General features: G+C 55.5%; 21 protein-coding genes and 1 tRNA gene. 2 read left to right on the top strand and 20 right to left on the bottom strand.

Features of this window, described 5'->3' with window-relative positions; genetic code table 11:
* Positions 1 to 34: 34 nt before the first annotated feature.
* Positions 35 to 1,477, bottom strand: coding sequence for an NADP-dependent succinate-semialdehyde dehydrogenase (gabD, locus tag ACP7BX_RS27150; RefSeq protein WP_426130734.1), 1,443 nt, complete (start codon positions 1,475 to 1,477; stop codon positions 35 to 37).
* A 371-nt stretch (positions 1,478 to 1,848) separates the two neighbouring features.
* Here gabD and ACP7BX_RS27155 point away from each other — a divergent pair.
* Together ACP7BX_RS27155 and ACP7BX_RS27160 are read left to right on the top strand one after the other, a co-directional pair.
* Positions 1,849 to 1,925: transfer RNA gene (locus tag ACP7BX_RS27155), tRNA-Arg, on the top strand.
* Positions 1,926 to 2,150: 225 nt separating this feature from the next.
* Positions 2,151 to 3,158: an Abi family protein gene (locus ACP7BX_RS27160; protein WP_426130732.1), complete on the top strand. Its 1,008-nt coding sequence runs from the start codon at positions 2,151 to 2,153 to the stop codon at positions 3,156 to 3,158.
* A gap of 132 nt (positions 3,159 to 3,290) precedes the next feature.
* Here ACP7BX_RS27160 and ACP7BX_RS27165 read toward each other — a convergent pair whose 3' ends face one another.
* From ACP7BX_RS27165 to ACP7BX_RS27255, 19 genes are all read right to left on the bottom strand, one after another.
* Positions 3,291 to 3,881: a hypothetical protein gene (locus ACP7BX_RS27165; RefSeq protein ID WP_426130730.1), complete on the bottom strand. Its 591-nt coding sequence runs from the start codon at positions 3,879 to 3,881 to the stop codon at positions 3,291 to 3,293.
* The gene (locus ACP7BX_RS27170) at positions 3,878 to 4,450 is read right to left on the bottom strand and encodes an RNA polymerase sigma factor (protein WP_033900162.1); all 573 of its coding nucleotides are present in this window, start codon (positions 4,448 to 4,450) and stop codon (positions 3,878 to 3,880) included. The genes ACP7BX_RS27165 and ACP7BX_RS27170 overlap by 4 nt, the downstream gene beginning before the upstream one ends.
* Positions 4,451 to 4,472: 22 nt before the next feature.
* Entirely contained in the window at positions 4,473 to 6,125 is a 1,653-nt protein-coding gene (locus tag ACP7BX_RS27175) for a vWA domain-containing protein (protein WP_426130728.1), read from the bottom strand.
* 112 nt (positions 6,126 to 6,237) lie between these two features.
* On the bottom strand, positions 6,238 to 6,888 hold the full coding sequence (locus ACP7BX_RS27180) for a DUF799 domain-containing protein (protein WP_426130726.1): 651 nt from the start codon (positions 6,886 to 6,888) through the stop codon (positions 6,238 to 6,240).
* Positions 6,885 to 7,247, bottom strand: a complete 363-nt coding sequence (locus ACP7BX_RS27185) for a DUF4810 domain-containing protein (protein ID WP_025855472.1) — start codon at positions 7,245 to 7,247, stop codon at positions 6,885 to 6,887. The genes ACP7BX_RS27180 and ACP7BX_RS27185 overlap by 4 nt, the downstream gene beginning before the upstream one ends.
* A 29-nt stretch (positions 7,248 to 7,276) precedes the next feature.
* Complete coding sequence (locus ACP7BX_RS27190; RefSeq protein ID WP_426130724.1) at positions 7,277 to 7,957, bottom strand: CsgG/HfaB family protein; 681 nt, start codon at positions 7,955 to 7,957, stop codon at positions 7,277 to 7,279.
* A 40-nt stretch (positions 7,958 to 7,997) separates the two neighbouring features.
* Complete coding sequence (locus ACP7BX_RS27195; RefSeq protein ID WP_133076580.1) at positions 7,998 to 8,579, bottom strand: hypothetical protein; 582 nt, start codon at positions 8,577 to 8,579, stop codon at positions 7,998 to 8,000.
* Positions 8,580 to 8,839: 260 nt separating this feature from the next.
* Positions 8,840 to 9,274, bottom strand: a complete 435-nt coding sequence (locus tag ACP7BX_RS27200) for an RDD family protein (protein WP_426130722.1) — start codon at positions 9,272 to 9,274, stop codon at positions 8,840 to 8,842.
* Between the two features lie 7 nt (positions 9,275 to 9,281).
* The gene (locus ACP7BX_RS27205; RefSeq protein ID WP_426130720.1) at positions 9,282 to 9,755 is read right to left on the bottom strand and encodes an RDD family protein; all 474 of its coding nucleotides are present in this window, start codon (positions 9,753 to 9,755) and stop codon (positions 9,282 to 9,284) included.
* Between the two features lie 17 nt (positions 9,756 to 9,772).
* Positions 9,773 to 10,081, bottom strand: coding sequence for a hypothetical protein (locus ACP7BX_RS27210; protein WP_133076582.1), 309 nt, complete (start codon positions 10,079 to 10,081; stop codon positions 9,773 to 9,775).
* A 69-nt stretch (positions 10,082 to 10,150) separates the two neighbouring features.
* On the bottom strand, positions 10,151 to 10,561 hold the full coding sequence (locus ACP7BX_RS27215; protein WP_314524235.1) for a hypothetical protein: 411 nt from the start codon (positions 10,559 to 10,561) through the stop codon (positions 10,151 to 10,153).
* The gene (lepB, locus tag ACP7BX_RS27220) at positions 10,558 to 11,343 is read right to left on the bottom strand and encodes a signal peptidase I (RefSeq protein WP_177074403.1); all 786 of its coding nucleotides are present in this window, start codon (positions 11,341 to 11,343) and stop codon (positions 10,558 to 10,560) included. The genes ACP7BX_RS27215 and lepB overlap by 4 nt, the downstream gene beginning before the upstream one ends.
* A 52-nt stretch (positions 11,344 to 11,395) precedes the next feature.
* Positions 11,396 to 11,614, bottom strand: coding sequence for a hypothetical protein (locus ACP7BX_RS27225; protein WP_178954203.1), 219 nt, complete (start codon positions 11,612 to 11,614; stop codon positions 11,396 to 11,398).
* 376 nt (positions 11,615 to 11,990) lie between these two features.
* Positions 11,991 to 12,386 (bottom strand): SMI1/KNR4 family protein, encoded by a 396-nt coding sequence (locus tag ACP7BX_RS27230; protein ID WP_178954201.1) that lies wholly within the window; start codon positions 12,384 to 12,386, stop codon positions 11,991 to 11,993.
* A 361-nt stretch (positions 12,387 to 12,747) separates the two neighbouring features.
* On the bottom strand, positions 12,748 to 13,020 hold the full coding sequence (locus ACP7BX_RS27235) for a transposase (protein WP_426130716.1): 273 nt from the start codon (positions 13,018 to 13,020) through the stop codon (positions 12,748 to 12,750).
* 663 nt (positions 13,021 to 13,683) lie between these two features.
* Positions 13,684 to 14,358 carry a hypothetical protein gene (locus tag ACP7BX_RS27240; RefSeq protein ID WP_426130835.1) on the bottom strand — a complete coding sequence of 225 codons (675 nt, stop codon included), beginning with the start codon at positions 14,356 to 14,358 and terminating at the stop codon, positions 13,684 to 13,686.
* 308 nt (positions 14,359 to 14,666) lie between these two features.
* A complete protein-coding gene (locus ACP7BX_RS27245; RefSeq protein WP_082461618.1) occupies positions 14,667 to 14,921 on the bottom strand; it encodes a hypothetical protein in 255 nt (84 codons plus the stop codon).
* 36 nt (positions 14,922 to 14,957) lie between these two features.
* Positions 14,958 to 15,320: a hypothetical protein gene (locus tag ACP7BX_RS27250; protein ID WP_178954200.1), complete on the bottom strand. Its 363-nt coding sequence runs from the start codon at positions 15,318 to 15,320 to the stop codon at positions 14,958 to 14,960.
* Positions 15,317 to 15,511: a hypothetical protein gene (locus tag ACP7BX_RS27255; RefSeq protein WP_156487784.1), complete on the bottom strand. Its 195-nt coding sequence runs from the start codon at positions 15,509 to 15,511 to the stop codon at positions 15,317 to 15,319. The genes ACP7BX_RS27250 and ACP7BX_RS27255 overlap by 4 nt, the downstream gene beginning before the upstream one ends.
* Between the last annotated feature and the right edge of the window lie 107 nt (positions 15,512 to 15,618).

Consider the following 15,618-nt stretch of genomic DNA (forward strand, 5'->3'; position numbering starts at 1 on the left):
CCTCTGCGTTTGCTGCAATGCCTTGCCGGACGGATTAGATGCCCAGGCAGAGGTATTTGATTTCCAGGTAATCCTCGATCCCGTACTTGGAGCCTTCACGGCCCAGGCCCGAGGCCTTGATGCCGCCGAACGGCGCCACTTCGTTGGAGATCAACCCGGTGTTCACGCCGACCATGCCGTATTCCAGGGCTTCAGCCACACGGAACACACGGCCCAGGTCGCGGGCATAGAAGTAGGAGGCCAGGCCGAACTCGGTGTCGTTGGACATCGCGATCACTTCGGCTTCGTCCTTGAAACGGAACAGCGGCGCCAGCGGGCCAAAGGTTTCTTCCTTGGCGACGGCTGCGTCTTTCGGCACGTCGACCAGGATAGTAGGCTCGAAGAAATTGCCTTCCATCACCTTGCCACCGGCCAGCAGCGTGGCGCCTTTTTTCAGGGCGTCGGCAATGTGTTCCTGCACCTTGGCCACGGCTTTTTCGTCGATCAGCGGGCCGGTAGTGGTGCCTTCCTCCAGACCGTTGCCGATCTTGAGCTTGGCCACTGCAACCTTGAGTTTTTCAGCAAAGGCGTCGTACACCGAATCCTGGATGTACAGACGGTTGGCGCAGACGCAGGTCTGGCCGTTGTTGCGGTACTTGGAAATGATCGCGCCTTCGACGGCCTTATCCAGGTCCGCGTCGTCAAACACGATGAACGGCGCGTTGCCGCCCAGCTCCAGTGAGACTTTCTTGATGTCCTTGGCGCACTCGGCCATCAGTTGGCGACCGATTTCGGTCGAGCCGGTGAAGGACAATTTACGCACGATCGGGTTGCTGGTCAGCTCACCGCCGATGTCGCCGGCGCTGCCGGTGACCACGCTCAGGACGCCTTTCGGGATACCGGCACGGTGCGCCAGCTCAACCAGGGCCAGGGCCGAGAACGGAGTTTGCGAAGCCGGCTTGATCACCATGGTGCAACCGGCGGCCAGGGCCGGGCCGGCTTTACGGGTGATCATCGCAGCCGGGAAGTTCCACGGGGTGATCGCAGCGGTCACGCCGATCGGCTGCTTGATCACGATCAGGCGCTTGTCGGGCTGGTGGCCAGGAATCACGTCACCGTAGATACGCTTGGCCTCTTCGGCGAACCACTCGATAAAGGAGGCGGCGTAGACGATTTCGCCCTTGGCTTCGGCCAGCGGTTTGCCTTGCTCGAGGGTCATCAGGCGACCGAGGTCGTCCTGGTTTTCGATCAGCAGTTCAAACCAGCGGCGCAGCTTGTTGGCGCGCTCCTTGGCGGTCAGTGCACGCCAGGCCGGCAGCGCCTTGTCGGCGGCTTCGATGGCGCGGCGGGTTTCAGCGGCGCCCATCTTTGGCACGGTGCCGAGAATCTCGCCCGTGGCAGGGTTGTTGACCTTGATCGTTTGACCGTTGTCCGCATCGACCCAAGCGCCATCGATAAAGGCTTGCTGGCGGAACAACTGGGCATCTTTAAGCTGCATGTCGGCTTTCCTTAACAGCACCGCGCGCACGCGGAGCGAATTAGAGTTGTTGAAAGGCGCCTTGTGGGCTGCCGTCAGGGAAATCAGCCCCAGCGCGCAAAAGGAGTGAAAGCGCACGCGGGAGACAGAGCGTTTGAAATCTCAAACGAATCCTAGGATCAATGGGGGTACAGGGCAATAGTCTGTTCGAAAAAAAGAACGAAAACGACGCATCTATCGGATTTATCTGATCAGCGTAGATGGGTCGGGTTCCTGCGCGCTGATCGGCGGTGCCCGGCTTAGGGCCTCTGTACGGCAAATTCCTACACGTGAACGCCCAAAGACCAGCATGGACGCCCAAGGTCGACATGGGTATGATGTCGCCCGCACAAGCATCCGTAGCTCAGCTGGATAGAGTACTGCCCTCCGAAGGCAGGGGTCGTGGGTTCGAATCCCGCCGGGTGCACCAGATATGATGAGAAAGCCCCAGGTCGAAAGGCCTGGGGCTTTTTTGCATCTTGGGATCTGGATGTCTTTGTCTCTGGATGCTTCCGGCATAAGCGTGGGCGACGCCATCACGGTACATTGCTCGCCGCCAGAAGCACGAAGAACCGCAGAATGAGGCGGTTCGCACGCTGAGCTTCAACTGGAATACAACAAAAGACTGCCACGCAGCAGCCAGGATGGTTTATCAATGATGCAGGGTTATCCAAAGCCTTGGCAGAGCTATCAGGAACAGCTTGATCGGATCATCGCGCGTGGCATGGTCGTCACTGACCCACCTAAAGCCCTGGAATATCTGGAGCGTATTGGTTACTACCGTCTCAGCGGCTACTGGTTTGCCTTTCGCGAACGCACAGAGCTCTGTTGTCCGCTTCTACAGCACAAGAATCAAAAACCCTCTAAGACGAAGCCTGCACGACTCCCCCTCGATACATTCAAGCCCGGTACCACCTTTCAGAATGCGATCGATCTGTATGTCTTCGATAAGAAGCTCCGTTTGTTAACTCTGGATGCGCTGGAACGTATAGAAATAGCACTCCGAGTAGATATTTCTCACACCTTGGGCGGGCACGATAAATTTGCCTACCTGAAACCCCAACTATTCCATGACAGCTTCTCTATCCAGCTGGATGGAAAGACTGGCTTAACCAAACATCATGGGTGGGTCGGCAAACACGCAGCATTGATCAACCGCTCGAACGAAGACTTCATCCGTCACAACAAAGAAAAATACGGTTTACCGTTGGCGGTCTGGGTGGCATGTGAGGTATGGGACTTTGGCACGTTGTCGACCCTCTACTCAGGCATGGCCGAGCGTGATCAGGACACTATTTCCATGGCTTACGGCATCAGCAATGGACGAGTCTTCGCCAGTTGGTTACGCAGCCTGAACTACTTGCGGAATGTATGCGCTCATCACAGTCGCCTATGGAACCGCAACATCGTTGACCAGCCAAAACTGCCGCCCGCTGAGCAAGCGCCTTCGTTATCAGCGTTTCACGATGATGTGCACCGGCGCGCTCGACCATTTATGTTGCTGTGCATCACCCAACACCTGATGCGAGTTATCAATCCATCTTCGAGCTGGGGAAGTCGGCTGAAAACATTGTTGGAACATGACTTTCCAGACCTGCACCATCTTGAGTTGAATCTGGAAGGCATGGGCGTCGACCGCAATTGGCAGTTACGCGAGTGGTAATTGAAAAAAGCCGGCAATAAAAAAACCCCTGAGCAGTCTCTGCGCCGAAGCGCATTAACCGACAGGGGCCGTGTTGCGAGGAATTATAAAGGCTGCCGATCTATCGTCAACCTGCAGCAGTACACCTGCAGGCTACTTTCGCATGGACTCCAGTCGCGCCGGCAAATCTTCCCCGGGAAAGCGCTTGTGCAACGCCAACAGCTTTTCATCAGCCGCCTTGGTTTCCCCAGCCTCACGCAGGCTCACAATCTCCTGCAACCCCTCCTCCAACGAAGGCAACGCCACCGGCGCACGCTTGCTGAGCTTGGCGCTCGACTCATCCGCCATCGAGCCCATGACTTGCGCACGTTCGGCATTGGGCGCGATGGCCAGTCGGGCCACGGGTGCCGGCGCGGACATTGGCGGCGCAGCGGCAGGCGCGGCTTGCTCATGCAGCGCAGAGAAGGTCGCTGTAGAGATTTCGGGTTGCGGCACAGGTGAGCGCATCACCACGCCGATCATCAGCGCCAAGCCTGCAACCGTGGCAAATGCCATTTGCCAGCGTGGCCGTTGGCAGGCTTGCAGCCAGCGTTGCCACAGGTTCGGTTGCGGTGCCGGGGCTTCGCGGCGGGCGGTGTTGAGGATGAAGGCGTCGAGGGACGCGGGCGGCTCGCCAGTGCTGTGTTGACGCATGTGCTGGAGCAGCATGTCGTCGGGGTCCGGGGTGTGTCGGGAGTCGGTCATGCGGGTATCTCCTCGGCCAGCAGGCGGCGCAGTTTCTGCTGGGCGTAACGCAGGCGGCTTTTGACGGTTTCCAACGGGGCGCCGGTGAGGGCGGCGATTTGCGGGACTTCGAGGTCGCCGTGCAGGCGCAGCAGGAAGACTTCGCGCTGGTCCTCGGGCAGGTCTTGCAGCGCAGCGTCGAGCCGCGCCTGGTCTCGACTCAGGCTCAGCTGCTGCTCGGGGCCGGCGCTGTCGTCGGCCTGGGCGTGCAGTTGCTCGTCGTAGCTGTCGTGCAGCGGGTTGTGGATGCCGTGCTTGCGCCAGTAATCGATCAAGCGGTTGCGGGCGATCTGGAACAACCATGTACGAAAACTCGCCCGACCTTGTGGCTGGGTGGCGCTGCGGATCAGGCTGAGCCAGGTTTCCTGATAGATTTCCTCGGCCAGTTCGGTCTTGTTACTCAAGGACACGAGGAATCGGTACAGGCCCTGGCGGTGCCGGGCGTACAGGGCTTCGAACGCGGCGCTGTCGCCGGTTCGGTAGCGGGCCAGCAGTGATTCGTCGCTGGGTAGGACGTCTGGAGCGGGCATATCGACGGCTAACTCCCTTTATTCACGGTTTGGCCACAGGTTTAAGGCTCTGGGCCAATTCCACCAGTTGCACAAACTCATTACGCAGCCCGAAGGGGTCGTCGCCTCGGGCCGAGCGGGCCAGTGCGGCGGTGCCCTGCAGGCTCATGCTGCCAGTGTAGCGGCCATCGCCCTTGAGCTGTTGGGCGAAGGCGGCCACTGCTGCCGCGAAACGCAGGTCATCGCTGGCCTTGCTCGACACAGTACTGATGGGCCGCTCAATCAACTGGCTGTCACCACCCGCCGTCGGCTTGTAGCGCACACGCAGCATCGCCAGCTCAGTGGATTTATCCTCGGCGACCGGCGCAGCAGCATAGCGCAAGGGCTCCAGCCAACCCTTCTGGCCCTTGGGCACAATTTCGTACAGCGCAGTGACCGTATGCCCGGCCCCGATTTCACCCGCGTCGACCTTGTCGTTGTTGAAATCCTCACGCTTCAAGGCGCGGTTTTCATAGCCCAGCAGGCGATATTCGCTGACGCGCGCCGGGTTGAATTCCACCTGCAATTTCACGTCACGGGCCACGATCGCCAGGGTCGAACTGAGTTGGTCCACCAGTACTTTGCGCGCTTCACGCAGGTTGTCGATGTAGGCGTAGTTACCGTCGCCCGCGTCGGCCAGGTGTTCCATCAGGTGTTCGTTGTAGTTATCCACACCAAAGCCGAGGGTGGTCAGGGAAACGCCACTTTTGCGCTGCTCTACCGCCATTTGCTTGAGGCTGTCGAAGTCGCTGATGCCCACGTTGAAGTCACCGTCGGTGGCCAGCAGGATGCGGTTGATGCCCTTGTCGATAAACCCTTCGCGGGCCATCTGGTAGGCCAGTTCGATGCCGGACGCGCCCGCCGTGGAGCCGCCGGCAGTGAGTTGGTCGATGGCGTTGCGGATCTTCTCTTTGTCACGACCCGAAGTAGGCTTGAGCACTACGCGGGACTCCCCGGCGTAGACCACCAAAGAAACACGGTCTTGATCGCGTAACTGGTCCACCAGCAATTTCAGCGTACTTTTCACCAGTGGCAAGCCTTCGCGGCGGTCCATGGAGCCGGACACGTCCACCAGGAACACCAGGTTGGCCGGCGCCAGTTGCGCCACGGCGCGGTCGGAGGCCTTGATGCCGATGCGCAGCAATTGGGTGTGAGGGTTCCACGGTGTGGCGGCCACTTCGGTGGTTACGCCAAAGGGCGAACCGTCGGTGGGCAGCGCGTAGTGGTAGGGGAAGTAGTTGACCATTTCCTCCAGTCGTACAGCGCCTTCGGGCGGCAGGCTGCCTTGGTTGAGGAAGCGTCTTACATTGGCATAGCTGCCGGTGTCGACATCCACGCTGAAGGTTGAAACCGGCGTTTCGGCCACGCGATGCACCGGGTTGTCCGGTAGGTTTTCGTACTGTTCGCGGAGTTCGCTGCGGTAGTCCATCGCCACGGACTCCTGCATCACCCTTCGTGCGCTCATGGGCGCAGGCATCGGCATGCGTTTAACCAGAGCGCCTTGCACTGGAGCGCTTTGCAGCTCGGAGACTGGTGCCGCTTCGTCAGGCTTGGTCACATCGTGGGAAGAGGACAGCCCACAACCGGCCAGCGTCACCAGCAAGGTCACGGCAAAGCCCTGGGCAGCAGGACGCAGGAAGAGCAGAGGACGGGACATGGGCTGAACCTCGTGAATGAATGATCCGTTCACAAGGTCAGACGCAAGGCGCTGGCTGTTCGGGTTAAACCGTTCGGCGGGACACAAACACCTGCCCCGCCGAACCGTTCAATCAGTCAGTGCCGTATTTCGGGTTACGCGGACCGTACAGGATCCCCGCGCGCTGACCCGGCGACAGCAGGCGCGCACTGGTGATGCCGGCAATCGGATGCGCCGCGTCGGTAGAACTGTTGATCACTTGCTTGACCGCCGCCGTGATCAGCATGCCGACGAGACCGCCGCCGTTGTTGTTGCCTTCCTCGCTGGACGCATGCGCCGAGCCGGTCCACAGGGTGGTGCCGGTGCGCAGGTCGACCAGTTTGGCCGAGGCCGTCACGGAGGTGTCGCTGGAGATCAGCATGTACTTGGTGCCGTAATTGGTCACGGTGATGTACAGCGCCGAATCCGCACCAAAGATGTCATGCAGCTTGGCCGGTGGCACCGCCTGGATATCGTTGGCGGTGGTCAGCCCATTCTGGCGGAAGGTTTCGTCCACCAGGGCAATCGGCAACACGTAGTAGCCGGCTTCGGCCAACGGGTAGGTCACTTGCGAGACCATGCTGTAGGACGCCTGCACTTCCGGCGATTCATTGATCGGCGGCAAGACCAGGATCGACTTCGGTCGTGCCTGTTTGTAGGCCGTGTAATCAATAGTCTTGGGGGCTGCGCAACCGCCGAGAAAGGCCAGGGCCAGCAAAGCGCCAGTGAGTTTCAACAGGCTCATTTAGTGGCGACTCCGGTCTTGGCGTTTTTCAGCAAAAAGTCCATGTACGAGGCAGACTCAGGGAACAGTGCCTTCTCGGTGCGGAATTCCTGCACCATCTGGTCATCCTTGCCCATGCTCAGGTACAGCATGCCCAGGTGGGCGTGGTAACCCGGCGGGGCCTTGCGGCCACTGGCGTTGATCTTCTGCAGATCCCGCTCCAGCGCCTCGACCTGTGCTTCCTTGGGCTCGCCCTTGAAGTACTCGTAAACCTGCGGCTGGTAGCTTTCCCATTGGTACAGCGGCTGGGGCGCCGTCTGGCACCCGGCGACCGTCGCCACTGCTGTCAGCATCAGCGCCAACTTGACTGCCTTGCTCATCCTTGTACTGCTCCTTGAGGTGCTGCTGATCAGTTGCGTGGGTTCCAGGCGCCGGCGTTGATGCCGTCGACAAGGCGGTTGATGGCTTCACGCATGGCCAGGTCGAGGACCTTGCCATTGAGGGTGGAGTCGTAGCTGGCGGTGCCGCCGAAGCCGATCACTTCACGGTTGGACAGCGCGTACTCACCGGCGCCCTGGGTGGAATACACCACTTCGGAGGTGCTGATGTTGACGATATTCAACGCGACTTTGGCGTAGGCCACTTGGGTCTTGCCACGGCCAAGGATGCCGAACAGCTGGCGGTCGCCAGTTTCTTTGCGGCCGAACTCGGTCACGTCGCCCGTCACCACGTAGTCAGCGCCTTTAAGCTTCTGCACGGCGCCTTTGATCGCGGCTTCCTGGGAGATCTCGCCCATGTTGTCGCGGTCCAGCACGCTGAAGCGGTTGGTCTGCTGCAGGTGGGTGATCAGGATGGTCTTGGCCTGGCCGCCGAGACGGTCAACGCCGTCGGAGAAGATGCCGCGCATGTAGCTGGAGCGGTTGTCGAACTTGCCCACGGCAATCGGTACACGCACGCCGGAATAGGCGACGTTGGCGCTGGCGACTTGCTCCACCGGCATGGCGCGGTTGCTCTCCGTGGCGCAACCGGCCACGGTCAGCAGCGCTGCGGCGGTGAAGCCGGACAGCAGGATTTTGGACAGTGTTTTCACAGGGTGCTCCTAAGTGGGAAAACGGGTGCGGCAGCTAACGCTAGCGGGACGGAATGCCACGCAGGTCGTCAACAATAAATCGGCTCAACAAACCGGTGTAAAAGGTCTCGACGCTGGAGTTGCCGGAGTTGGTCAGCACCCCGGCCATCGTTTTCATGTTCTGCCAATCGCCCTTGTAACCGCCAGGCATCAGCCCTTGGCGAGCCTGAGAGAAATGCAGCACCTCGGCGCCGGCTTTCTTGATCTTGACCTGATAGTTGAAGTCGACACTGGCGAGGATGGTCTTGTCATCGACGATGGCCGTCATGAAACCGCCTTGGGTGTCTTGTATGCGCCGGGTATAGATGACGTTCACATCCAGCAGGTAATCGGCCTTGTCCTTGCTGCTGGCGTAGCGCTTGGACTTGAGCAGACGGTCGACCAGATCGACACCGAGTTGCTGGCGCACTTTGTCATCCGGCAGGAAGCGTTCGTTCTTGCCCACCACCTCGACGTCGAAGGTGTCGAGCCAGTAGGTCGCAGTCTTGGGAATGGTCACTGGCGCCGGGGAGATGTAGTAATCCGGCTTGGAAGCACAGCCCGCCATCAGGCAGGCCGCGAGCAATACGGCAAACACACGCATGTATGAATTCGTCCCTGAAAAGTATCGAGCCTTAAACAATCGCGGCATTTTACGGAGTTGAAAGGCGTTCTCAAGCTGTTTTGAAGCCCCGGCGGCGCCGTTTTACTGGCGCTTGCGCGCAAGCCTCTGGCGAAATCTCCTAAGGCTTTGTCAGGAAAACAAAAACGATAGTGGCTATTGGCCTTTACGCGATAAATAAAAAGGTTTGCCAACCGGCCTCATTCTACTAACCGGCCACGGCTGCACCCTCCCTGTCCTGCTCACGTGTTGATCACAATCGTCTTGGCCAACATATCGCCCAAGCGACGGCGCAAACCGAACAGTGCAAAAAGACCGTCCAGAACACTGAACAGCAGCTTCGGCACATTGCGCAGAAACGACTGGAACAGCGTGCAGTTCATTGGATACGGGTAACCCACCACCGCCGTGCGGCATACCCGCTTACCCAGGCTCTGGCCGTTGGGTAACGCATCGCAAAACAAAAGGTACCCGAAGGCTGAGAACATCAGCACATAGCGCAAGCCAGTAAACAACATCGGGCCCGTCAGCGAGTGCAAATAGAGATAGGCGTAGTCCAGGTTGCGCATCAAAAACAGCAGGAAAAACACCACGGCCATATCGATGAAATAGCCGAGCAACCGCCGGAACGGACTGGCTAGGTCCCAGGTTTGTGCAGCCGATACTGAATCGTTCATAACGTGCTTATCCCCGGCCATTGTCATAAATATCCGCCAGGCCGCGCACGCTCGTCAGGTTGCCGGTCTGGATCACGATGGTCTTGGCGAACATGTCGCCCAGGCGCGTCCTGGATTCCATGAAGATCCACACCCAATCGATGACCACCAGCGCGCCGGAATTACGCGTGAATGACTGGGAAATGCTGCAGCCTTTACGGGTCTTGCGGTCGACGGTGGCAATGCTCAGCAGGCGCTTGCCCAGGCTTTGGCCGTTGGGGAGCGCATCAGCCAGCAGGAAGTAGGCGAAGGCCGCAAAAAACGCGGAAAGAAAACCCGCCTTGGGCGTCACCGCAGGAACGTAGACAGACAGCGCCCCGGCGGCGAATTTGACGACGAAAAAGATCAGCACCGCGAGGGCGCAATCGATGAGGCGCGCGGCCAGGCGGCGTCCGATGCTGGCCAGGATGGTCGGGCGTTTAGCGGTGTTGCTTGCGTCCATGCGGTGTTGCTCCAGCTTTAAGACGGAAAATTGGTGTCGACAAAGTTTCTGGCAAAGTCTTCGGCGTTGATTGGCACACCGGCCTGGGCGAATTTTGCCGAATTTGTGCGCCAAACAGCACGGATTTTTTCCTCCAAGGAGGTCGGAAACTCCATCTGAGAGGCGACGACATCAGACCAACTGCCCTGCGTCCCATACAGCTCGTGCAATTTGGGTTCGAGTGCCGTCAAATCGGCGCGTTGCTGGTCGGACAGTGCACCAATGGCCGACAGGACATAGCATTCAAGAAGACGGAGAAAGGGCTTTCCTGCATATCGATTCATCATCAAAAACGCTCAACGAACATTGAAAAATCAAAAGGACCAAACCGACTGCCTATCCAAGCCCAGCCAGCTTCAAGGCGTTTGCGGCTGCTTTGAATCAGCGCAGATTTGCTCCCACCCTTTTTCAATCACACCCGTGTACTTGCCGCACGATGCCCCTTTCAACTGAGACTCCATAAAATCGCGCTCCGGCTCGACCCACAGCAGACCAACCAGATAGGCCGCACCCGCCGCAAGCATCAGCAGCGCCACTGTCCGAGTCAACATAAACCGGAGCGTGGCTGCGGCAGTACGAGACCGCTCAAACACAAACGCGAACAACAGGCCAATGCCGCACCACACAAAGGCGCCGGCCGCCACGCCCAGCGCTGACGAGCTGCGGTCGAGGTAGAGCCAGGCCGATATGAATACGCTGGCGCTGCCGCACATCACCAGCAGGCACAACCACTGCACAACCCGACACGCCCCACTCGAAAGGCTCATGGGAACGTCGTCCCGATACGCGCCCGGTCATTTGAGAACCAGATGCCCGTCACCTTGCCCACCACGTCCTCAACCGCGACCTGGCCCATGAAGCGGCTGTCGTTGCTGCTCCAGCGGTTGTCGCCCAGCAAAAAGAGGTGCCCTGGCTCGACCGTGACCGGTGCCATTTCAAGGGATTCGGGCCCTTTTACGCGGTCGGCCGGTGCGTGAAACAACCCGAGGTTTTCGCCGTTGTGGATCAGTTCACCGTTCACCAAGGCTAATGTATCCCCAGCAACACCCGCCACGCGCTTGACCGCTTCAGTGCCATTCCAGCGGTACACCACGATATCCCCCACCTTGGGCGGACCCGCGCGCAGGTCGGTCAGGATGTAGTCGCCAATGGACAGCGTCGGCACCATCGACCCGGATGGGATGTAGTAATTTTTGAACCCCAGCACGGGTACCCGCAATACATCGAGCATCAGTACCGCGATCACCATCACCCCGACGTAAAGGACATGGAAACGCTTGCGTGGCACATTGGGCGGTCCGTTGTAGCGACGAGCCAGCACGGCGGACAGGATGGCTGAGCCCAGTTTGACGGTGATCAAGAAGGCAAATAGCCCGTACAGCCCAATAGGGGTAGCGACCAGCCCCAGCGCCCCCAACAACGCGAAACCGCCATACAGCAACACGGCGACCCAGATACCCCACTTGATACGGCCGACATACACCAGGCCCCAGCCGGCCACCAGGCAGGACATGAGGAAGGCCAGGAGCGAGTATTTTACGGATTTCATTGATCATCCTTGAAGAGGTAAAAAGCATCTATAAAACAAGTAAATCCGACGTTCAACGAACATTAGACAACCACAAGACAAAACCTAGAATAAAGCCAACTCCAGCCATTTTCAGATAAAGCGGCATATTCTCCTTTATAAGCACGGCAAGGTCCTCGCCACCACTCAACCAATACCCGGCAACCTGAAAGAACACACACATGAACAATAGGCCGAACGCACAGGCGCAAGAAAGATAGACAGCGAGCCACCAAGGTTCATTTCTTCTCATTACCGTCTCTTTTCTTCGAAAACAAGGAACAGACTTATTAAAATAAATAAGTCCGTCCTCTTTACACTTTACCCACCTTACAGACCGCGCTTTTCTTCATATTCATTAATCAACTGCAAGCCATATTGGCAATTTCAACCCAAGACGAGTTTCAGCTTTACAAATCCACTCATCAGCAATCCCGTCACCACAATCAGCAAACCCAACGAAATCCGACTCTTCAATAGGATCAATTATTCTCGAATAGTCCATGTCTATTTGCTCTCCACTACGAGCCCGCAACCTCCAACAATCCGACTAATTTATCTGCGGGGGATCGCCGCCTTTTTTATCATTTTTTCAAAATCAGATCTTCGGCTTTCCTATGCACAACAGCTCAACTCAGCAAACCATATAAAAAATAAGAAAACTTATCACATAATTTTCTAACACTCATGTCCGAAGAGTCTACCTCTACCACAGCCCAGTTGTCGCTCACATCGAAGCCGAAACACCGTCCCTGCATGTCATCTCCGAAAAATCGAATATCCCGTAGCGCTATCGCTGTACCTGCATCAAAAATTTCATCAGCCTCTAAAAAGCCGCCATAAAGCATGATGCCCGCATCGTCAATCTCCCCAGCTCCGAACGTTCTTAAGAATGCCAAATAATCTTCGGGGACATCCTGAAAAGCTGCTTGGATCGCACGTAAAACAGCTTCCTCCACAACAACGAGCCCATCTAAAAAATGCTCATCTTTTTTCTTGCGCATCAGGGCTTCAAAGTTCTCCATTACCACCTCTCTATTTTTTGTCTGAGAAAATTTCTCGCGCTACGCTTCCGGCGCGGTGGATGTCACCTTGGTGTTGATCCGGGGAAATAGAGGTCAGACCACCATTGACATTTGAAAGTCATCTCTTTGGGCGACCAGCGAATCCTCTAACGGTTCGCTTACCCAAAGCTTGTGCTATCTGCGACGAATACTTTCCCGTTCCGAACACGTAATGTCTATTTGTAGCACCTCTGATTTGGTCGATTACTTCTTGCTGAAGCTCATCCTTGAAGAGACGACGATACGCCTCAGTTCTCTGATCGACATTACTACCCAATTCTTTATAACAATCATGAGGCGTTATAAGGGCTGAAGGTTCCAGCTATGCATTTGCACGGTAGCTCATCCAACGATACTCAGCGGGATGATCCACCATTCCCGCTCTGAAGGGATTCATTTCTATATACCGATAACAGGCCATCAAATAGCTTTCGTGCTGCACGATACAAGAAAGATAACGACCTTCCCACAGAGTACCTGTGCGTTGATAAGTACGATTTATATTTTGGACATAACGCTGACCAAGCCCTTTCATTAACGAACCAGCACTAAGATGGGTAGTTGGAGTCAGTAATACATGCACGTGATTCGTCATGAGACACCACGCGTGAATTTTGCAATCATGAGTTTCCGACAAAAGCTATAAGAGGTGGATCTAAAAAAATTTAATCATCTTCTGAATAGAAACAAACCGAACGATTATTTCCGCGCTGAATGATGTGCAGCGGAAGACCTGGTACCAACAACCGAGGACAACGAGCCATAACAACCCCTTGATTTCTGAAATAGATCAGCTTAGTCGCCTGCAACAAAAGCAAAGAAAAAATAATGATTTCAATTAAATAAATAAAATCTTTAAAGAGCACAAGTCGTTATAAATAGCGAAAACCATTATATACGTTAATGAAACATCACAAAAAAAGTTAAACCCTTGTATGGATTTCGCTGAAAACGTGGTCTGACCCCGATCCCCCTGTGATGGGAATTTTAACCGTATAAGTAGCGACTAACCCGTCGCCACAACTCGGGGTAGCCGGAAGCTAAAGACCTGCAAACCCTAAAGGAGCACCATTCCGAGACATCCTATCCATGACTTCAGCATGTCGCTGATTTATAGATAGCATTTTATCAGGACACGCGTAAAACTATAATTCTATATCTGCTGCACTCATGGGGTTCTTGTCCCAGTACTAACAATGCTATCGAAACCATTGGACCGAATGAAAGCTTTAGCCTGAGCCTCAACCTTTTGCACCATTCAACTCCTCAATGCTGGCAACGACAACACTTCATCGTACTTTGGCCAGTCTTCCCTCGCGCGTTTGAGCACACCTCGCATCAACTCGTCCAACTCAGGCACTGGATGCTCGGGCGGCAATTGGTCAAAGGGCGCGGCCAGCAGCGGATGATCAATCTTCTGCGGATTGGCTAAACCTTCCCACTGGCGCAGGCGCAGAATATAGAGAATTTCCACTGGCACGCGCTCCAAGTGCCAGTCCCGATTGAAGTCGTAGGAATTCTTCTGGCTCTCTTTGCCGGTTTGCCAAGTGTGGCGGTCACACGCGGCCAAAAGGCAGGGCATCAGATCGTCGGGGCTTGGAGTGCGCCACTTGGTCAACAAGGCTTCGTAGATGGGTTCGTCGTAAGCATAAGCAGGCCATTGATGCGAGACATCGCCCACCCAATCGGCAAACATGCGCAGCATAAAGGCTTGGGCGCGGCGGTGTTGCTCTTCGTACTCAATCACTAATTGATGCCCACGGTTGAGAGCCGCATGGGTGAGATAGCCCTGATGGATGACGGCATCCTTCCAGCCTAGGACCGCCATGGCGGCCATCATATTGGTGGCGGTTTGGATGCTGTAGTTTTGGCGGCGTCGATCATTGCCTGCCGCTTTGGCAATAATGTCGAACTGGCCCGCCCAGAAGAACAACTGCCAAATTCCTACTTGGTAATAGCGCAGCCAATGGGCCAATTCCAGAAGCCATTGCGGATTATCTGGTGCGTTTGCCAATACCTTGTGGGCTCGTGTGACGGCCATCCATTCGGAGCTACTACGCGTAACGTTGTCACTATTCGGTACAGGCATTGATGGCTTCGCAAATGCATCGCCGCGCTCAACATATTCACGGATGCCATTCAACTCATATTCATCTGAGACGTGTGGCCCCTTGACTATGCGCCCCAGCACACTTTTGTAGGAGGGCCATTCCGAGTTTACGCCCGAACGCTCGCACTGAATTACTTCTTGGTCCATGGTTCCACCTTAAATTCTGCTATACCTGTTTTACTGGAAGCGGGAACACCGACTTTGACTGTTACACCTTGAACCTTGGCTTTTCCTGAATCCAACGCCGCTTGCAAAGCATCGCGTAAAGCAGGATCAGAGTCGGCACATGGTACTTTTGGCATATTGTCGTAGGCCTTCAACACGGCCTGCAAAGGTATCAGAATTAAAGGGGACAGATTTATTAATAGCCTACCGATCAGCGTCACATTTAAATAAATCCGCCCCCTTTATCTTTACACAAACTAACTCATACTATAATAACTATAAAGATCCGAATCCGGCCAAAACTCATCATATGTGGTCAATATACTTCGAAGGGCCTCACTACGAGGATCTTCTGAAGGGTTCATTTTTGAAATTACAAATTCTTTTATTTCAGGCCACTGCAACTCACGCATGCAAAATGCCACAGCTTCAAATGGCGAGTTCCTAGATGTTAAAATCAGTTTAAATCTATCTATAAACCACTCTCTATAGTCCGGATGTTTTTTTACAAACTCTAAAATATTTAACAATGACATCTCATAGGAAATTTCCAGCTCTTCACTAAAAGCGGCCATAGCCACATCACAAAGAATATCAAACTGTTTAATAATGTCATTCATTTTGGCACCCAAGCAACTTTTCTTGGATTACCAAGATCTGGCACCCAGACTTTTTCTATGTATTTACCAGTCACATCAAGTCCTTTTTGAGAGAACGCATTTTCTGCTGCGATCTGTGCAGCGCGACCGGAAGGTTCATAATGCTCAGAAGTATTATCTATATATTTAACTTCCCCGCGCACAATTTTCACCTCACCAGCTGCAATAACGGGCTTACTATTCGCAAGGTCAATGTGGAAAATAGGGGTCAGACCACCAATATAAGTTTTAGCAGTAATCGTGTTCTGCCCCCTATTTT

Source organism: Pseudomonas sp. DWP3-1-3b3, assembly GCF_049896305.1.
GTDB classification, from domain to species: Bacteria; Pseudomonadota; Gammaproteobacteria; order Pseudomonadales; family Pseudomonadaceae; genus Aquipseudomonas; species Aquipseudomonas azotoformans_A.